General features: G+C 62.7%; 15 protein-coding genes and 1 pseudogene. 13 read left to right on the top strand and 3 right to left on the bottom strand.

Annotated features, from left to right (window positions below):
- Positions 1–14: 14 nt before the first annotated feature.
- The 6 genes from ACZ0AI_RS16060 to ACZ0AI_RS16035 all read left to right on the top strand — a co-directional run bounded on the left by ACZ0AI_RS16060 (position 15) and on the right by ACZ0AI_RS16035 (position 7,414).
- On the top strand, positions 15–1,505 hold the full coding sequence (locus ACZ0AI_RS16060; protein WP_463562729.1) for an aldehyde dehydrogenase: 1,491 nt from the start codon (positions 15–17) through the stop codon (positions 1,503–1,505).
- A gap of 41 nt (positions 1,506–1,546) precedes the next feature.
- Positions 1,547–2,920: an aspartate aminotransferase family protein gene (locus tag ACZ0AI_RS16055; RefSeq protein ID WP_463562728.1), complete on the top strand. Its 1,374-nt coding sequence runs from the start codon at positions 1,547–1,549 to the stop codon at positions 2,918–2,920.
- 136 nt (positions 2,921–3,056) lie between these two features.
- Positions 3,057–4,043, top strand: a complete 987-nt coding sequence (locus tag ACZ0AI_RS16050; RefSeq protein WP_225837376.1) for an ABC transporter substrate-binding protein — start codon at positions 3,057–3,059, stop codon at positions 4,041–4,043.
- 113 nt (positions 4,044–4,156) lie between these two features.
- Positions 4,157–4,960: an ABC transporter permease gene (locus tag ACZ0AI_RS16045; protein ID WP_463570039.1), complete on the top strand. Its 804-nt coding sequence runs from the start codon at positions 4,157–4,159 to the stop codon at positions 4,958–4,960.
- A gap of 17 nt (positions 4,961–4,977) precedes the next feature.
- A complete protein-coding gene (locus ACZ0AI_RS16040; RefSeq protein WP_463566270.1) occupies positions 4,978–5,781 on the top strand; it encodes an ABC transporter ATP-binding protein in 804 nt (267 codons plus the stop codon).
- Between the two features lies 1 nt (position 5,782).
- Complete coding sequence (locus ACZ0AI_RS16035; RefSeq protein ID WP_463562727.1) at positions 5,783–7,414, top strand: GMC family oxidoreductase; 1,632 nt, start codon at positions 5,783–5,785, stop codon at positions 7,412–7,414.
- On the opposite strand, the gene ACZ0AI_RS16030 is transcribed toward ACZ0AI_RS16035, so the two are convergent.
- Positions 7,411–8,166, bottom strand: a complete 756-nt coding sequence (locus ACZ0AI_RS16030; protein ID WP_463562726.1) for a hypothetical protein — start codon at positions 8,164–8,166, stop codon at positions 7,411–7,413. The two genes, ACZ0AI_RS16035 and ACZ0AI_RS16030, sit on opposite strands and share 4 nt — an antisense overlap.
- A gap of 419 nt (positions 8,167–8,585) precedes the next feature.
- On the opposite strand from ACZ0AI_RS16030, the gene ACZ0AI_RS16025 reads away from it, so the two are divergent.
- From ACZ0AI_RS16025 to ACZ0AI_RS16005, 5 genes and pseudogenes are all read left to right on the top strand, one after another.
- The gene (locus ACZ0AI_RS16025; RefSeq protein WP_463562725.1) at positions 8,586–9,560 is read left to right on the top strand and encodes a Bug family tripartite tricarboxylate transporter substrate binding protein; all 975 of its coding nucleotides are present in this window, start codon (positions 8,586–8,588) and stop codon (positions 9,558–9,560) included.
- A 139-nt stretch (positions 9,561–9,699) separates the two neighbouring features.
- Positions 9,700–10,964: pseudogene (locus ACZ0AI_RS16020) on the top strand (OprD family porin).
- Positions 10,965–11,036: 72 nt separating this feature from the next.
- Positions 11,037–11,510 carry a tripartite tricarboxylate transporter TctB family protein gene (locus ACZ0AI_RS16015; protein ID WP_463562723.1) on the top strand — a complete coding sequence of 158 codons (474 nt, stop codon included), beginning with the start codon at positions 11,037–11,039 and terminating at the stop codon, positions 11,508–11,510.
- Positions 11,511–11,513: 3 nt separating this feature from the next.
- Complete coding sequence (locus tag ACZ0AI_RS16010; RefSeq protein ID WP_463562722.1) at positions 11,514–13,031, top strand: tripartite tricarboxylate transporter permease; 1,518 nt, start codon at positions 11,514–11,516, stop codon at positions 13,029–13,031.
- Positions 13,032–13,035: 4 nt separating this feature from the next.
- A complete protein-coding gene (locus ACZ0AI_RS16005) occupies positions 13,036–14,067 on the top strand; it encodes an AbrB family transcriptional regulator (RefSeq protein ID WP_463562721.1) in 1,032 nt (343 codons plus the stop codon).
- Between the two features lie 35 nt (positions 14,068–14,102).
- On the opposite strand, the gene ACZ0AI_RS16000 is transcribed toward ACZ0AI_RS16005, so the two are convergent.
- Entirely contained in the window at positions 14,103–15,005 is a 903-nt protein-coding gene (locus tag ACZ0AI_RS16000; RefSeq protein WP_463562720.1) for a LysR family transcriptional regulator, read from the bottom strand.
- 99 nt (positions 15,006–15,104) lie between these two features.
- Between ACZ0AI_RS16000 and ACZ0AI_RS15995 the strand changes: the two genes are divergently transcribed.
- Together ACZ0AI_RS15995 and ACZ0AI_RS15990 are read left to right on the top strand one after the other, a co-directional pair.
- Positions 15,105–16,094, top strand: coding sequence for a hydroxyacid dehydrogenase (locus tag ACZ0AI_RS15995; RefSeq protein WP_463562719.1), 990 nt, complete (start codon positions 15,105–15,107; stop codon positions 16,092–16,094).
- Positions 16,091–16,786: an RraA family protein gene (locus ACZ0AI_RS15990; RefSeq protein ID WP_463562718.1), complete on the top strand. Its 696-nt coding sequence runs from the start codon at positions 16,091–16,093 to the stop codon at positions 16,784–16,786. The genes ACZ0AI_RS15995 and ACZ0AI_RS15990 overlap by 4 nt, the downstream gene beginning before the upstream one ends.
- Before the next feature lie 6 nt (positions 16,787–16,792).
- Here the strand turns inward: ACZ0AI_RS15990 and ACZ0AI_RS15985 are convergent, their stop codons facing one another.
- Entirely contained in the window at positions 16,793–17,470 is a 678-nt protein-coding gene (locus ACZ0AI_RS15985) for an IclR family transcriptional regulator (RefSeq protein ID WP_463562717.1), read from the bottom strand.
- Between the last annotated feature and the right edge of the window lie 78 nt (positions 17,471–17,548).

Here is a 17,548-nt window from a genome sequence, read left to right as displayed (position 1 = left end):
AAAAGGGGATGGTGGTGTACGGACTCGGCGATTGGCAGCAACGTGCTCGGCAGCAACCTTTCATCAGCCAGGCGATCATTGGAGGCCGCCGAGTTGCAGCGCAATCCGGTGCCACCTTCGCTTCGATCAATCCAGCTACCGGCCAACTTCTTTCCAACGTCGCGGCCTGTGATGCCGCCGATGTCGACCTGGCAGTGCGCGCCGCACGGCAATCCTTCGAGGCGGGAGACTGGTCGCAACGTGCGCCGGTCGAGCGCAAGCAGGTGCTGCTCAAGCTCGCTGAGTTGATTCTGGCCAATCGAGATGAACTGGCACTGCTCGACTCGTTGAACATGGGCAAGCCGGTGATGGATGCCTGGAGCATCGACGTGCCCGGCGCCGCCGGTGTGTTTCGCTGGTACGCGGAGAGCCTCGACAAGCTGTACGACGAAGTCGCGCCGACGGCCCGCAACGTGCTCGCCACCGTGACGCGTGAGGCGTTGGGTGTGGTTGCCGCGGTGGTGCCGTGGAATTTCCCGTTGGACATGGCCGCCTGGAAACTTGCGCCAGCCCTTGCCGCCGGTAACTCGGTGATCCTCAAGCCCGCCGAGCAATCGCCGTTTTCTGCCTTGCGTCTGGCCGAGCTGGCGCTGGAAGCGGGCATTCCTCCAGGCGTGTTCAACGTGGTGCCCGGCTTCGGCGAAAGTGCCGGCAAGGCCCTCGGTCTGCACATGGATGTCGACTGCCTGGCCTTTACCGGCTCCACCGAGGTCGGCAAGTTCTTCATGGCTTACTCGGCGCAGTCCAACCTCAAGCAAGTCTGGCTGGAGTGCGGTGGCAAGAGCGCCAATCTGGTGTTCGCCGACTGCCAGGATCTGGATCTGGCTGCAGAGAAAGCTGCCTTCGGCATCTTCTTCAATCAGGGCGAAGTCTGCTCGGCCAACTCGCGCTTGCTGGTCGAACGCTCTATCCATGACCAATTCGTCGAGCGCCTGCTGAGCAAGGCCCGCGACTGGCAGCCGGGTGATCCTCTGAGTCCGAGCAGCCGCGCCGGCGCCATTGTCGAGACACGGCAGACCGCTCGGATCATGGCCTTTATCGACGACGCCCAGCGTGAGGGTGCGCACCTGGTTTGCGGCGGGCGCCAGCTCAGCTTCAACGGCTCGGACAATTTCATCGAGCCGACGGTGTTCACCAAGGTTTCTCCCACCAGCCGGCTGGCCCGCGAAGAAGTGTTCGGCCCGGTACTGGCGATAATGCCCTTCGACAGCGAAGACGAAGCCGTGCAGCTGGCCAACGACAGCATCTATGGCCTTGCCGCCTCGCTGTGGAGCGACGACCTCAATCGTGCCCATCGCGTGGCGCGTCGCCTCAAGGCGGGCACCGTGTCGGTCAACACGGTCGATGCCCTGGACGTGAGCGTACCGTTTGGCGGCGGCAAGCAATCCGGTTTCGGTCGCGACCTGTCACTGCACTCGTTCGACAAATACACCCATTTGAAGACCACGTGGTTCCAGCTGCGTTGAGCAGTGCCAGTCGCGCCGAACCCGATCACAGGAGCCTTGCCATGACTGCCCCGAAACACAGCACGCAGCAATACCAGGCGCTGGATGCGGCCCACCACATCCATGCCTTCCTCGACCAGAAAGCGCTGAACGAGAAGGGTGCGCTGGTGATCGCCAAGGGGCAGGGCCTGAACCTGTGGGATACCGATGGCAAACGCTATCTGGATGGCATGTCCGGGCTATGGTGCACTGCGCTCGGTTATGGGCGTGCCGACCTGAATGCCGCTGCCAGTCGGCAGCTCGAAGAACTGCCGTACTACAACCTGTTCTTTCACACCACGCACCCGCGGGTCGTGGAACTCTCCGAGCTGCTCTTCAGCCTGCTGCCAGAGCACTACAGCCACGCCATCTATACCAACTCCGGTTCCGAGGCCAATGAGGTATTGATTCGCAGTGTGCGCCGTTACTGGCAGATTCTCGGCAAGCCGCAGAAGAAGGTGATGATCGGCCGCTGGAACGGTTACCACGGTTCGACCCTGGGCAGCACCGCGCTTGGCGGCATGGGCTTCATGCACGAGATGGGCGGCATGCTGCCGGACTTCGCCCATATCGGTGAGCCGCACTATTTCGTCGAAGGCGGCGAGCTGAGCGAGGAGGCGTTTGGCCTCAAGGCCGCCCGCGAGCTCGAGGCGAAGATCCTCGAACTGGGTGCGGAAAACGTCGCCGCTTTCGTGGCCGAGCCCTTCCAGGGTGCCGGCGGCATGATCTTCCCGCCGGCCAGTTACTGGGCCGAGGTACAGCGCATCTGCCGTCAGTACGACGTATTGCTGTGTGCCGATGAAGTGATCGGTGGCTTTGGCCGCACGGGCGAGTGGTTCTCCCATCAGCATTTCGGTTTCGAGCCGGACACGCTGACCATCGCCAAGGGCCTGACCAGTGGCTACATCCCCATGGGTGGTCTGGTGTTCAGTGCGCGGATGGCTGAGGTACTGGTGCAGCAGGGTGGCCTGTTCGCTCACGGCCTGACCTATGCCGGGCACCCGGTGGCGGCGGCAGTGGCCATCGCCAACCTCACTGCGCTGCGTGACGAGAAGATCGTCGAAACGGTGAAAACCGACACCGGCCCCTACCTGCACAAACTGCTGCGAGAGACCTTTGCCGGGCATCCGCTGATCGGCGATATCCAGGGTGTCGGCCTGGTTGCCGCGTTGCAGTTCGCCGAAGACAAAGGCACGCGCAAACGTTTCGCCAACGAGAACGACATCGCCTGGCACTGCCGCACCGTTGGTTTCGATGAGGGCCTGATCATTCGCTCGACCCTCGGCCGGATGATCATGGCGCCAGCGCTGGTCGCCACTCATGCCGAGCTGGATGAGCTGGTGGAGAAGACCCGCCGCGCGGTGGATCGAACCGGGCGTGAACTGAATCTGCTGTAAACCCAAGTGTTCCGTAGAGAGCGCTGAAGACTACTGTGCCGGCCCCACGAGGCCGGCCTGCGATACGCCCTTGGCCCTTGGCCTGTCCCTGCCCCATGAAAACCAAAAACAAGCCAACAGGCTGTGGGAGTGCTTCATGAACAAGTCCTTGCGCCACCGTATCGTCCGCTCTTTTGCATGCACCGCCGTAGCCGCTGGCATGGCCGCCAGCGCCCAGGCCGGAACCCTGACCCTCGGGCACACCACCTGGGTCGGTTACGGCACGCTTTATCTGGCCCGTGACCTCGGTTACTTCAAGGAGCAGGGGCTGGATGTCGAGTTCACCGTGATCGAGGAGTCGGCCATGTACATGGCGGCTCAGGCCTCGGGCAAGTTGTCGGGCTCGGCATCGACCATCGATGAAATCCTCAAGTATCGCTCGAAGAACTTTTGCTTCAAGGCGGTTGCCGCGCTGGACGAAAGTCACGGTGGCGACGGTGTACTGGTGGGTAACGAAGTGACCAGCCTGGAGCAGCTGAAAGGCAAGGCGGTGGCGGTCAACGAAGGTTCGGTATCGCAGTTCTGGCTGTCCTACCTGCTCAAGCAGAAGGGCATGAGCATGAGCGATCTGGAAATCCAGAACATGACGGCTGACGATGCGGCCACCGCATTCATCGCCGGCCGCATACCGGCGGCTGTGACCTGGGAGCCGCACCTGTCGCTGGTCAAGGCGAAAGGGCAGGGCAAGGTGCTGATCGACAGCAGCGAGACGCCCGGTGTGATCGTCGACGTGGTGGCGTTGTCCTGCGACGTGATCGAGAAGCAGCCAGACGATGTGAAGGCGCTGGTCGCTGGCCTGTACAAGGCGGTCGAGTACACCAAGACCCACCCGCAGGAGGCTTACGAAATCATGGCCAAGGGCGTCGGCGGCTACCTGTCCGATCCGAAGGATCTGGCCGAGGCAGCCAAGGGCGTGAAGTTCTATGACCAGGCCATGAGCGAGAAACTGCTCGGTACCCCGGGCAAACCGGGCGACATCGCCGGCGTTATCAGCCTGGCCAACGAAACCTGGACCAGCCTGCAGGGCAAGCCTTACGCAGTGAGCTACGAGGACTTAGTGGATACCTCGTTCGTTACCCCGTAAGCGTTCCGCCCGCTGGCTGTTCACACCACTGTCGCGATGCCTCCCGGTATTCGCGCGCAGTGTGAGGTGTGGCAGCCACGGGCTTCTCAAATACCTGCAACACGAGGTGGTTCATGGCCACGCAAAAAACCTGGGCGCAGCGCTGTCTGACGCCGAAAGTAGAGCTGCCACGCAAGCTGGTGCTCGGCACGGGGGCCCTGTGCTGGCTGCTGGTGCTGGGACTGTGGGCCGTTCTGTCCTACGGCGGCGTGGTGCCGTCGATGTTTCTGCCAAACCCTGGTCAGGTCGTCGAAGCCGGCGTGCGCCTGGCCGGTGACGGCACCCTGAGCAAGCATGTGCTGGCCAGCCTGGAAGTGGTGCTGATCGGCTTTGCCGTCTCGTCTCTGGTCTCGGTGCCATTGGGCCTGTTGATGGGCAGCTTTCGCATCGTCCAGGCGTTCCTCGAGCCCCTGGTCAACTTCATCCGCTACCTGCCGGTGACCTCTTTCGTGCCGCTGTTCATCCTGTGGATCGGAATCGGTCTGGAGCAGCGCGTGGCGGTCATCATCTTTGGTGTGTTCTTCCAGCAGTTGGTGATGATTGCCGACGTGTCCAAGGGCGTGCCGCGAGATCTGATCAACGCCAGCTACACCCTCGGTGCAAGTCGCCGCGACGTCGTGCTGCACGTACTCGGCCCGGCCTCACTGCCGGGCATACTCGATACCCTGCGAGTCACCATGGGCTGGGCCTGGACCTACCTGGTGGTGGCCGAGCTGGTCGCGGCCTCGAGTGGCCTCGGCTACATCAGCCTCAAGGCCATGCGCGGCTTCCAGGTGGACGTGATTTTCCTGGCCATCGCCATCATCGGCCTGCTCGGGCTGCTCACCGATCAACTGTTCCGCTTGCTTCGACTGAGGATTACCGCATGGGCGCAGTAGCCAAGAAACCCTACGTGATGCCCGCGCTCAGCGAGTACGCCGAGGTCACCGCACGCCTGCGTGTGGACAACGTCAGCCTGCGCTATCAGTCGCCCAACGGCGATACCTTCACCGCCCTGGATCGGGTTTCCTTCGAGGTACCGGATCAACAGTTCGCGGTGATCGTCGGTCCGTCCGGCTGTGGCAAGTCGAGCCTGCTCTACCTCACCGCTGGCCTCAACGAGCCCAGCGATGGCGACATCTACGTCGGTGGCAAGAAGGTCGAGGGCCCCGGCGCCGACCGCGGCATGGTGTTCCAGGGCTATACGTTGTTCCCCTGGCTGACGGTACGCCAGAACATCGAGTTCGGCCTCAAACGCCGTGGGCTCGCCAGTGGCGAGATCAATACCATCGTCGATTACTATCTGGGTGAGGTGGGACTGGCCAAGTTCGCCGGGCATTACCCCAAGCAATTGTCCGGCGGCATGATGCAGCGTGTGGCGATTGCCCGCGCCTTGGCCAACGACCCGCAGATCCTGCTAATGGACGAGCCCTTCGGTGCGCTCGACAGCCAGACGCGTCTGCAGATGCAGCAATTGCTGCTGCAGGTGTGGGGCAACAGCAAGAAGACCGTGGTGTTCGTCACCCACGATATCGACGAAGCCATCCTGCTCGCCGACCGCATCTACGTGATGGGCGCGCGCCCTGGGCGGATCAAGGAAATTCTCGACGTGCCCATCGACCGGCCGCGCAATCTGGACGTGGTCATGGAGCCGGAGTTCATCCGCATGAAGCGGCATATCCTCGGCCTGCTGCACGATGACATGGAGGCGGTGCACTGAAATGGATGACAGCTTCGACTACCTGATCGTTGGTGCCGGTTCCGCCGGCTGTGTATTGGCCAACCGCCTCAGCGCCGACCCTAGCGTGCGCGTGTGCCTGATCGAAGCGGGCGGCAGCGACGCCAGTCCGCGCGTACAGGTGCCGGCCGGCACCATCACCCTGTACAAGAGCCGCGCGTTCAGCTGGAACTACTTTTCCACACCGCAGCAGCATCTGGCCGGGCGCAGCCTGCACACGCCGCGCGGCAAGGTGCTCGGCGGCTCCAGCTCGATGAACAGCATGATCTACATCCGCGGCGATGCCAGCGATTACCAGCGTTGGCAGGCGGCGGGCTGCCCCGGCTGGAGCTGGCAGGACGTGCTGCCGTATTTCAAGCGCTCGGAAGGTAACCGTCTCGGTCAGTCGTTGCTGTATCACGGCACTCAGGGCGAGTTGCTGGTGGACAAGCCGCGCGATCCCAACCCGCTGTCCAGGGTTTATATCCGCGCAGCGGAGCAGTTGGGCCTGCGTCAAAACGACGATTTCAATGGCGGTACCCTGGAGGGCGTGGGTATCTACAACGTGACCCAGAAGAACGCCAAGCGCCTGTCCAGCTATCGGGCCTTCGTCCATCCGGTGCGTGAACGCAGTAACCTCACTGTGCTCACGGGCTGCCAGGTGGAGCGGCTGATCCTCGAGGGCGACCGCGTCACCGGCGTAGAGCTACAGCAGGGCGAACAGTGGCGTACCTTGCGGTGCCGTCGTGAGACCATTCTGTGTGCCGGCTCCCTTGGTTCAGCGCATCTGCTGCTGAAGTCCGGCATCGGCCCCAAGGCCGAGCTGGAGGCCGCCGGTGTGGCTTGCCGGGTTAATCTGGCCGGTGTTGGCAAGAACCTCCAGGATCATGTTGATGGCCTGGTTACCGTGCGCTCGAAGAGCCCGCTATCGCTGGGCTTCTCCCTCGGTTCGCTGCCCAAGGTGCTGGTGTCGCCGTTCAAGTACCTGGCGCAGAAGATGGGCTGGCTGACCACCAACTACGTCGAGGCCGGCGGCTTTGCCCGTACGCCGTTGGCCGAAGCGTTGCCCGATGTGCAGATGCATTTCGTACCCGGTTATCGCAGCCACCGTGGCCGGCTGTTCGAGTGGGGCCATGGCTACGCCATCCATACCTGCGTGCTGCGCCCGAAGAGCATCGGTGAGGTGCGTCTGGGGGCGGGACGCAGCCTGCTTGTCGACTTCAACTTCTTCAGCGATGAAGCGGACGCGCGCGTATTGATCGAGGGTGTGAAACTGGCGCGCAGGATTCTTGCCCAGCCAGCCTTCGATAGTTCGCGTGGCGTCGAGATGTTGCCAGGGTCAGAGGTGCAGACGGATGAGCAGTTGCTGGCGCATTTGCGCGAGTGCGCGGCCACCGTGTTTCACCCGGTTGGTACCTGCAAGATGGGCACTGACGAGATGGCGGTGGTGACACCCACACTGAAGGTACGCGGTATGGAGAACTTGCGGGTTGCCGATGCTTCGATCATGCCGACGCTGATCAGCGGTAACACCAACGCGGCGTGCATCATGATCGGCGAGCGTGCGGCGGATTTCATCCTGAGCAGCGAGGTACCCAGTCTGACGACCAGGCACTCGCTTGTGCAGGAGGCTTAGAACGCCAGGCCGACTTTCAGGCCAATTTGCTCTTGCTTGAGCTTGCTGCGCTGAGCCAGCTCGGAGTTGCTGTCCAGCTCGTAGCGGGTTTGGGTGTAGTACAGGCTGGTGCTGATCGGCAGGTTGTTGATGCCTTTGTTCCACAGCACGCTCAGTTCGCCGTACGGGTTGACCTTGTTTTTCAGGTCAACGGACTCGCTTTCACCGTCGACCTTCAGGCGCGACTCGGCGTCCACGGAGTAGCGTGCCCCGACTTCCAGACGCATTGTGTAGTCGTTGGTCAGGTAGTTGTAGCCCAGGCCGGCTTTGGCGAACGGTGATTTGCTGGTCAGCTTGACGTTGGAGTCGAACGGGCCGACGTCATCCTGCTCGATACGGCCCCAATCGTAGCCGCCGCCCACGATCACATCGACATACTGGTTGCTGCTCAGCGCGGCGCGCAGACCCAGGTCGATATCCGCACGCGCCGATTTGTATTCGACATCATCCTTGTCGCGGTACTGAGCTTCGATACCCGCCTGATAGATGAGGCCTTCCTGACCGGTCAGCTTGTTGCCGAAGGTGTAGAACAGGCCGCCCTGGTTGAGGCGTTCCTTGTCGCTGTCATCGTTCACGGTCAGTTTGTACTGGTTGTGCGAGCCGATGACACCGATGGTGGAGATCGGGTCGGTGATGGAGTCGGCGTAAGCGTGAGAAGCGCCGGCCAGGCAGAGGGCGAGTGCGGTTTTTGAAGTGATTCCATTGAGTTGCATGGCTGAATCCTTGGCAGTCTGTTCATGTGATGGCGTACACCCTTTGCATAGGTGCACGCCGATGGACTGCGTACTAGCTGGCGTTATTCGAGTAGCTAGACGAACGGTCGTAAGTAATTGTTTAAGTTGATTATGTTTGATAAAAATAATCTAAAAAATGACCATTCGGTCAATATTATTTGGCGCGGTGCGGCGCCACCCTCTTCGATTTTTCGTTCTGCTCTGCAGAACGAAAGCTATTTCTATGACCCCCTTACAGTCAGTTTCACCGGCTGATGGCATGCGTATTGGCCACTGAAAGGTGGACAGGTGACTTTTTATTTCTTAATCTGGTCATCAATCAGAACGTCGTTCTGTTAGATAGAACGGATGCTGATGTTTTTCGCTGCACTTTCCAATAAAAACAAAGAGGAATTCCCATGTTGCGTATGAGTAAGCGTTGCGCGCTCGGGCTGAGCGTTTTATTGATCGCCGGCAGCCTGCAGGCTGAGCCGCGTCGCCCTGAGTGCATTGCACCCTCCAGCCCAGGTGGCGCCTTCGATCTGACCTGCAAGCTGGCGCAAAGCGGCCTGAAGGACATCGAACTGCTCAAGGCGCCCATGCGTGTCACCTACATGCCGGGTGGGATCGGTGCAGTGGCTTACAACACGATGGTTGCCCAGCGTCCTGCCGATGCCGGCGCCATCGTGGCGTTCTCCAGCGGTTCCCTGCTCAACCTGGCGCAGGGCAAGTTCGGACGTTACAACGAGAATGACGTGCGCTGGCTGGCGGCAGTAGGCGCCAGTTACGGCGTGATCGCCGTACGCAAGGATTCCCCTTATCAGAACCTCGACGACCTGATCGCCGCCTTCAAGGAAAACCCCGCCATCACCCCGCTGGGCGCTGCCGGTACGGTTGGCAGCCAACACTGGATGCAGGCCGCGTTGGTCAGTCGCGAAGGCGGCATCGACCCGCGCAAGCTGCGTTATGTCGGCTTCGACACCAATGGTGATGTGTTCACGGCCTTGCTCGGCGGCCACGTCGGCGTGATCAGCGGCGACATCGCCGTGGCCGCGCCTTATGTCGAGTCAGGCGATGTGCGCGTGCTTGCGCTGCTGGCCGATGAGCGTCTGGATGGCAAGCTGGCCGATATCCCCACTGCAAAAGAACAAGGCTACGACGTCTCCTGGCCGGTGATTCGCGGTTTCTTCATGGGGCCGAAAGTGAAGGACGAAGATTACGCCTGGTGGCTCACCTCCTTCGACACGTTGATGCAGACCGAAGAGTTCGTGCGCCTGCGCGATCAGCGGGAAATGTATGCCTTCACGCTGACCGGTGATGAGCTGACCGAGTACGTAAAGAAGCAAGTCGCCGACTACAAGCAACTGGCCAGCGAGTTTGGCCTGGTGCAGTGACCTGATGCCCGCTGCAGCCTCCTCGCAGAGTAGGGCGGGCAGCGGGCGCACTCGATACCACCTGTGAAGATTTCAACCGTCATCGCGCCGATGTCGGTTGTACGACGCATCCTGCAAATAACAACAAGGGAGGCTGGCAATGCCCGTTTTTCGTTCCGTGCCGCTGCGTGCGACGCTCTATACCTCGTTCCCCCTGCTGGCCTGCGCGAGCTTCGGCAGCCAGGCTGCCTTCATCGAAGACAGCTCGGCCAAGCTCGACCTGCGCAACTTCTACCTGAATCGCGATTTCCGTGACGGCAGCGGCCAGTCCAAGCGCGAAGAGTGGGCGCAGGGCTTTATCCTCGACATGCGTTCCGGCTATACCGACGGCACCGTTGGCTTCGGCGTGGACGCTCTGGGCATGCTCGGTGTCAAGCTCGATTCGGGGCGTGGCCGGCCGGCACCGGGCTGCTGCCGACCCACGACGATGGGCGCGCCGCTGACGAGTATTCCAAGCTGGGCCTGACCGCCAAGGTGCGCGTGTCCAAGAGCGAACTGAGGGTCGGCACGCTGATTCCCAAACTGCCCACCGTGCAGCCCAATGACGGTCGTATCCTGCCGCAGGTGTTTCGTGGCGGGCAGTTGACTGCTAACGAACTGGATGGCTTGACCGTCAACCTTGGTCGCCTGGAGCGGGTCACCGCCCGTGATGCCAGCCACTCAGAGCGCCTGGCGCTGAATAACAAGAATCGTCGTTTCAGTGGCGGTGCGGCGGAGTCTGCGCATTTCGATTTCGCAGGGGCCGATTACCGCTTCACCTCGGCGCTGACCGGCAGCTATCACTTCGGCCAACTGGACGATGTGTATAACCAGCATTTTCTCGGCCTGCAGCATTCGTTGCCGCTAGGCGAGGGCAAGCTGAAGACCGATCTGCGTCTGTCGGTCAGTGACGACCAGGGCCGCGCCCTGGGTGGTGAGGTCGATAACCGTGCCCTCAACGGCATGCTTACCTACAGCCAGGCCGGGCACAGCATCGGCGCCGGTTACCAGCGTATGTTCGGTGATACTGGTTATGCCTACATCAATGGCACCAACCCGTACTTGGTCAACTTCCTCCAGCTCAACGATTTCGCCCAGGCCGAAGAGCGTTCCTGGCAGGCGCGTTACGACTACGACTTCAGTGCGCTGGGTGTGCCGGGCCTGACCTTCATGACTCGCTATGTCAGCGGTTCCCACGCCCAAGTCACCGGTAGCAACCAAAGCGGCCGCGAGTGGGAGCGCAACATCGACGTGCAATACAAGGTGCAGAGCGGGGCGTTGAAGAACGTCGGCGTGCGTTGGCGGCACGCCAGTCACCGCGCCAATTTCACCCGTGGCGCGGACGAGCATCGTCTGATTGTCAGCTACAGCCTGCCGATCTGGTAATCAGCAAACCTGGCTGCCGCTGGCGGCCTTCATGCAGCGGAACGCGCGAGCAACGTCCGCGAGGGGTGTTTCATGTATCAACGCATTTTGGGGGCGATTCTGCTGGCGATCTGCGTCGGCCTGGTCGCCGTCGCCTGGGGTTACCAGGCGCCGTTTTCCTACGAGCCGGTGGGGCCGCGTGCATACCCGCTGCTATTGCTGGTGCTGATCATGGCGGGTGCGTTGTACCTGCTGGTCAAGCCCGCATCGATCAGCCTGGCGCCACCACAACCGGGCCATGACGAGGACGTGCCGATGGATCGGCACATGCTGATCAAGGTCAGCACCTGTGTCGGCCTGCTGGTGGTGTATGCCGCGCTGTTCGAGAACCTCGGCTTCGTCCTCAGCACCCTACTGTTCGGGTTCTTTATCGCCCGCCTGTACGGCGCGCGCTGGTGGCAGTGCGCGGTGATCAGCGTGGTCGCTTCAATCGGCCTCTACCTGCTGTTCGATTACGTGCTCGACGTGCCGTTGCCGTTGGGCGTGCTGGAACTCCTGGAGAACTGATCGATGGAAACTCTTAGCTACCTGAGCCAGGGCTTCGGCGTTGCGCTCACCCCCTACAACCTGGTGACTGCGCTGTGCGGCACCTTGCTCGGCACCATCGTCGGCCTGCTGCCGGGCCTGGGTCCGATCAACGGCGTGGCGCTGCTGATCCCGATCGCGTTCGCCCTCGGCTTGCCACCGGAAAGTGCGCTGATCCTGCTCGCCGCCGTGTACCTGGGCTGCGAATACGGCGGTCGTATATCCTCGATCCTACTGAACATCCCAGGCGAAGCCTCGGCAGTGATGACCACGCTCGATGGCTACCCGCTGGCGCGTCAGGGCAAAGCAGGCGTGGCGCTGTCGATTTCTGCCTGGAGCTCCTTCGTCGGCGGCCTGATGGCTACTTGCGGTATGGTGATCTTTGCGCCGCTGCTGGCCAAGTGGGCGGTGGCTTTCGGCCCAGCGGAATATTTCGTGTTGATGGTCTTCGCCATCACCTGTCTGGCCGGTATGGCCGGCAACAAACCGATGAAGACCGCCATCGCCGCCTGCATCGGCCTGTTGCTGTCATGCATCGGCATCGATTCGAACAGCGGCGTGTACCGCTTCACCTTCGGCAGTCTCGGCTTGGCCGATGGCATCCAGTTCGTGGTACTGGTGCTCGGCCTGTTCTCGGTCAGCGAAATCCTCGTGCTGCTCGAACGCACGCACAAGGGTCAGAAGGCGATCCAGGCCAGCGGCCGCATGCTGTTCAATCTCAAGGAAGGCGCCTCGGTACTGGCCACCAACCTGCGTAGCGGTGTGCTGGGGTTCTTTCTCGGCATTCTGCCGGGCGCCGGCGCGACCTTGGCCAGTGCCGTGGCCTACATGGCCGAGAAGCGCATGGCCGTGAAGGACAACAAGTTCGGTGAGGGTGATCTGCGCGGCCTGGCTGCTCCGGAAACCGCCAACAGCGCCTCGGCCTGCGGTTCCATGGTGCCGATGCTGACCCTCGGTGTTCCCGGCTCCGGCACCACCGCGGTAATGCTCGGTGCGCTGACGCTTTATAACATCACGCCCGGCCCGCTGCTGTTCCGCGATCAACCGGATATCGTCTGGGGCCTGATCGCGTCGCTGTTCATCGCCAACCTGATGCTGATCGTGATCAACGTGCCGATGATCAGGATCTTCACCAAGGTGCTCGCCGTGCCGTATTGGGCGCTGGTGCCGGTGATCGCCATCATCACCTCGATCGGCGTCTATGCGGTGCATGCCACCACCTTTGACCTGTTCCTTATGATCGGTATCGGCGTGGTCGGCTACATCCTGCGCAAGATGGATTTCCCGCTGTCGGCGATCCTGCTTGGTTTCATCCTCGGCGGCCTGATGGAGCAGAACCTGCGTCGGGCGCTGTCGATCTCCAACGGTGAGCTGGGCATTCTGTTCGCCAGCCCGATCACCTGGGTGGTCTGGGTACTGATCGCCGGAATGATCCTGTTCCCGATCTGGCGCACCCTGCGTCGTCGCCGTGAGGTGCGACGCGCCATGGCGGCGGCCGAGTAAGCGCATGCTGGGCTCACGCTGGTTGGCCACGCCTTTCGTCGGCTTGCTCGGCGGCTGGTTGGCGAGCCTGGTGGGCTGGCCGCTGCCGTGGATCGTCGGCTCGATGCTGGCGGTGATTCTGGTGCGCTGCAGCGGATGGCGCATCGAAGACATCCCTCACGGGCGCAAATGCGGGCAGTGGATCATCTCCACGGGGCTGGGTTTGCACTTCACCCGCGAGGTGGTGGAGCAGGTCGGCAGTCACGCGCTGTTGATCCTGCTGTGCGCCCTGGTCACGCTGCTGCTGTCGGTGATCGGTGTGATCATCTTTCGCCGTGGCGGCAACGACCCGGTGACCGCCTATTTCGCCGCCATGCCCGGTGGTGCCAGTGAAATGATCAATCTGGCTGCGCGCCACGGCGCCGGCCAGCTGGATCGCGTTGCCGCCGGACAGAGCCTACGCATGGTGCTGATCGTGTTGTGCATCCCGGCGCTGTTCACGCTGGGCATCCCCACACCCAGCGCCCCGGCAGCACTGCCGGTCGACTGGCGCTGGCTGGCCCTGCTGTTGCCGCTTGGCGCCTTGGTCGCCTGGGTTTGGCAGCGCTTGCGCCAGCCCAATCCATGGATGCTCGGCCCGTTGTTGGTCTGCGCGGCGTGCGCGGTGTGGATGGATCTGCACATCGGCCTGCCGCCGGGTCTGGGCGAAGCCGGGCAATGGCTGATGGGCTGCTCACTGGGCAGTTACTTCGACCGACCGTTTTTCCGTTCGGCGCCAGCCTTCCTGATGCGCGTGCTGATGTTCACCGTGCTGATGGTGCTCGGCACCAGTGGCCTGGCCTGGTGCCTGGCGCAGCTCGGTGGCCTGCCGGTCGCGGCGACCATGCTCGGCATGATGCCCGGCGGCATCAGTGAGCTGAGCCTGACTGCCGAAGCGCTCAACCAGTCGGTGGCGCTGGTGACCGCGATCCAGGTGCTGCGTTTCGTACTGGTGGTATTTCTTGCTGAGCGCGTGTTTCGTCTCTGGCGGCGCTGGTCGTTGTCATGTCAGCGGTGATTGATAGCCGGCATGCCGGCGTTCGATATGTGTGCTCAATGCGCTGCATCGAGAATCTGTGCGCCGCGCCGGCTGAGCAGGCCGAGCAGATGCTGGGCCGCAGGCGACAGGTAGCCGTCGTGCCGGTACAGGGTGCCGAAGCGCCGCTGCATGGTGGTTTCTTGCAGGGCAATCTCGGCCAGGGAATCGCCGGCGCCGCTGGGGCCAAGGTTACGCCGGGAGATGAAGCTGAGCAGCTCGGTTTCGGCGATCAGGCGTGGCAGCAGGATGATCGAGTTGGCTTCGATCTGCACATTCGGCTTGGCCAGGCCGTGCGACTCGAAGGCGCGGTCGAGCCAATGCCGAGTCGCCACCGTGGCCGCCGGCAGCACCCAGCGGTACTCGCACAACTGGCGCAGGCTGACCGTGCTGTTCATCAGCGGGTGGCTGCGGGTGGCGACCACCACCACCTCGTCCTCGACGATCGGCTGTGTGGCGAATTCGTCGTTGTCCGGAAGCGGCCCGACGATCAGATCGAGCTGGCCGCTGCGCAGGGATTCGCGCAGTACATCGTTCATGCCGATGACGATTTCCAGGGTTACCTGCGGGGCCTGGGCCAGCAGTTCGCGGCACAGCGTCGGCAGCAAATGCTGGGCCACGGTCGCGGCCGCGCCGATGCGCACATGCCCGGCAATGCCCTGGGCGAAGTCGCGTACTTCGCGGCGGGTTTCTTCCATGGCATTGCGCAGGTAGCGAGCCCTGGCCAGCAGCACCTGGCCGACGGCGGTCAGGCGAATGCCACGGCCGATGCGCTCGAACAGCTCGGCGTCGAGTTGTTCTTCCAGGCGGTGGATGCACTTGGTCAGCGCCGGCTGAGTGACGTGCAGGCGCTCGGCGGCCTGACGCATGTTCTGGCTGTCGGCGATGGTTTCGAAGTAGCGCAGGTCACGCAAGTCCATTGATTACTCAGAGTTATTATTTGATTAAAAACGGAAAATAGACTTCATCATTTTGCCTGTCAATAATCCCCACCATCTACTCACAGGACGGTGCCCAGCATGCCCCACACCATTCTCATCACCGCACCGACGCTGGCTGCTGCCGGTATCGAGGTGCTCGAACAGGCTGGATGCCGGTTGCTGTTCGTCGAGGATCAGACTGACGCCGAGGCGATTGCGCGCCTGCTGGCCAGCGAGGCAGTGGACGGCATCATCTCTCGTACCATGACCCTGGACGCAGCTGCGATGACTTCCTGCCCGAGCCTGAAGGTGATCGCCAAGCATGGTGTGGGCGTGAGCAATATCGACGTCGAGGCCGCCAGCCGGCAGGGCATCCCGGTGTTCGTCACGCCGGCGGCCAACGCCCAGTCGGTTGCCGAGCTGAGCATCGGCCTGATGCTGGCCGCCGCGCGGCGCATCGCCCGCTTCGACCGTGAGATTCGCGCCGGAAAGTGGCTGCGTGCCGGTGATGGCCAGCAACTGGCCGGGCGCACCTTGGGGCTGGTTGGTTTCGGCAATGTCGGCCAGCGCGTGGCCCGTGTGGCGCTGGCCCTGGATATGCGCGTGCTGGCGTTCGATCCCGCGTTGGGCGGCGTCAGCCCGCTGGCTGGCGTTGACGTGCGCCGTTCGCTGGATGCGCTCCTGCCCGACTGCGATGTGCTCAGCCTACACTGCCCGCTGACCCCGGCGACCCACGGTTTGCTCGGGCATGCCCAGTTGTCTCGGCTGCGGCCGGGTGCTCTGCTGATCAATACCGCCCGTGGTGAGTTGGTCGATGAAGCGGCCCTGCTCAATGCCCTGGCCAGCGGCCAACTGTCCGCTGCTGGTCTCGATACCTTCTGCCAGGAACCGTTACTCCCCGGCAATCCGCTGTTCGCTCACCCCGATATCGTCATGACCCCACATATCGGCGGTTCCACGCCCGATGCGCTGGGTGCCATGGCCGAGGGCGCGGCGCGCCATGTGCTGGCTTGGCTGAATGCCGAGCCGGTGCTGCGCAACGCCTGCGTCAATGCCCATATTTTGCCCTTCGAGGAGTCCGCATCATGAGTCAATCAAGTCCCACCTGGCCTGCAGGTTTTGCTGTCAACGAGCGTGCTGCGTCACCCGATCCGGCACTGGTCGAGGCGTTTCGCAGTGTCCCGGTCGCCCATGTCAGTGATTGCATGGGCCGCGCGGTCGGTGGCCTTGGCCTGCGTGCTTACCACGGTTCGCTGGACACCGTGATGTGTGGGCCTGCCGTGACCGTGCGCGTGCGCCCGGGCGACAACCTGATGATCCACAAGGCGATGCTGATGGCCGAGCCAGGCGATGTAATCGTCATCGACGGCTCTGGCGACCTGACCCAGGCGGTGATTGGCGGCTTGATGCGCACCTCGGCCCTGACCAAGCGCCTGGGTGGTTTTGTGGTCAATGGCGTGATCCGCGATGTGGCGGAGTGGGCCGAAGGCGAGATTCCCGTATATGCCTTGGGGCACGTGCATCGTGGCCCGAGCAAAGAGGGGCCGGGTGAAGTCAACGTGCCGGTTTCTTGTGCGGGACTGATGGTGTCGCCGGGCGACCTGATTCTCGGCGATGCCGATGGCGTAGTGGCGATTCCCGCCGCGCGCCTGGCCAGCCTGCTGCCCCAGGTACTGGCGCATGCCGAAAAGGAAGCACGCATCCGCCAGACCAATCAGCAGGGCAATGCCGATCCAGAGCGCTTCAACGCGCTACTGCGTGCGAAAGGCTGCCCGGTCTGAAGCCGGTCAGCTGTTTTCGATCAGGGCTGCGAGGCCGGCGGCTTCCTGCTTCAGGCGCTGCACGGCGCTCGCCTGGAAGTCTTCTGTGAAGCGGCTTTTCAGGCCGGACACCGACAGCGCACCGCGCACCGTGCCATTGGGCAGGCACAGTGGCACGGCTACTGCCGCCACATCCGGGGCACGCTCGCCCAGGGACACATGGTGACCGCGCTGGCGAATCATGTCGAACAGTTCGCCGGGCTCGTCGGCAAAGGCCAGTAATACCTGGCCAACCGCACCGATACGCAGCGGTAGGCGCACACCCTCTTCGAGGTGGTGGCGGATTTCCTGGGCCGAGTTGTGGCGGAACAGGCAAACCCGCACCTCACCTTCACGCACATAGAAGGAGGCGGTTTCGTTGAGGTCATCGGCCAGTTGGCGCAGCGAGGGGCGAATCAGGTCACCGAGTTCACGGCGATACAGCGAGCCAAGTTGGCCGATGGTCGGGCCCAGGCGAAAGGCGCCATGCTCGTCGCGCACCAGGTAACCGAAGTGCTCCAGCGAACCGCACAGGCGCAAGATGGTGCTCTTGTACAGGCCGGTCTTCTCGGCCAGGTCACGCAGGTTGAGGCGGCTCGGGCCATTGGCGAAAGCGCCGACGATCGACAGTGCGCGGTCGACGGCTTCGACACGGTTCTTGGTCATGGGGCATTCCTGTGCGGGCGAATCCGCCCATTCTAATCCAGCGGGTGGGGGGAGCTGCAGTGATGCGTTGAACACGCG

This window comes from Pseudomonas sp. AC355 (assembly GCF_979258205.1).
Note: the sequence above shows the minus strand (reverse complement) of the source record. Positions and strands in the feature narration are given on the sequence as shown.

Coding starts and splice junctions, on each gene's coding strand:
- ACZ0AI_RS15990 (WP_463562718.1), top strand. CDS start 16,091: ATGAGTCAATCAAGTCCCACCTGGCCTGCAGGTTTTGCTGTCAACGAG.
- ACZ0AI_RS16050 (WP_225837376.1), top strand. CDS start 3,057: ATGAACAAGTCCTTGCGCCACCGTATCGTCCGCTCTTTTGCATGCACC.
- ACZ0AI_RS16035 (WP_463562727.1), top strand. CDS start 5,783: ATGGATGACAGCTTCGACTACCTGATCGTTGGTGCCGGTTCCGCCGGC.
- ACZ0AI_RS16040 (WP_463566270.1), top strand. CDS start 4,978: ATGCCCGCGCTCAGCGAGTACGCCGAGGTCACCGCACGCCTGCGTGTG.
- ACZ0AI_RS15995 (WP_463562719.1), top strand. CDS start 15,105: ATGCCCCACACCATTCTCATCACCGCACCGACGCTGGCTGCTGCCGGT.
- ACZ0AI_RS16055 (WP_463562728.1), top strand. CDS start 1,547: ATGACTGCCCCGAAACACAGCACGCAGCAATACCAGGCGCTGGATGCG.
- ACZ0AI_RS16025 (WP_463562725.1), top strand. CDS start 8,586: ATGTTGCGTATGAGTAAGCGTTGCGCGCTCGGGCTGAGCGTTTTATTG.
- ACZ0AI_RS16030 (WP_463562726.1), bottom strand. CDS start 8,166: ATGCAACTCAATGGAATCACTTCAAAAACCGCACTCGCCCTCTGCCTG.
- ACZ0AI_RS16005 (WP_463562721.1), top strand. CDS start 13,036: ATGCTGGGCTCACGCTGGTTGGCCACGCCTTTCGTCGGCTTGCTCGGC.
- ACZ0AI_RS16045 (WP_463570039.1), top strand. CDS start 4,157: ATGGCCACGCAAAAAACCTGGGCGCAGCGCTGTCTGACGCCGAAAGTA.
- ACZ0AI_RS16000 (WP_463562720.1), bottom strand. CDS start 15,005: ATGGACTTGCGTGACCTGCGCTACTTCGAAACCATCGCCGACAGCCAG.
- ACZ0AI_RS15985 (WP_463562717.1), bottom strand. CDS start 17,470: ATGACCAAGAACCGTGTCGAAGCCGTCGACCGCGCACTGTCGATCGTC.
- ACZ0AI_RS16015 (WP_463562723.1), top strand. CDS start 11,037: ATGTATCAACGCATTTTGGGGGCGATTCTGCTGGCGATCTGCGTCGGC.
- ACZ0AI_RS16010 (WP_463562722.1), top strand. CDS start 11,514: ATGGAAACTCTTAGCTACCTGAGCCAGGGCTTCGGCGTTGCGCTCACC.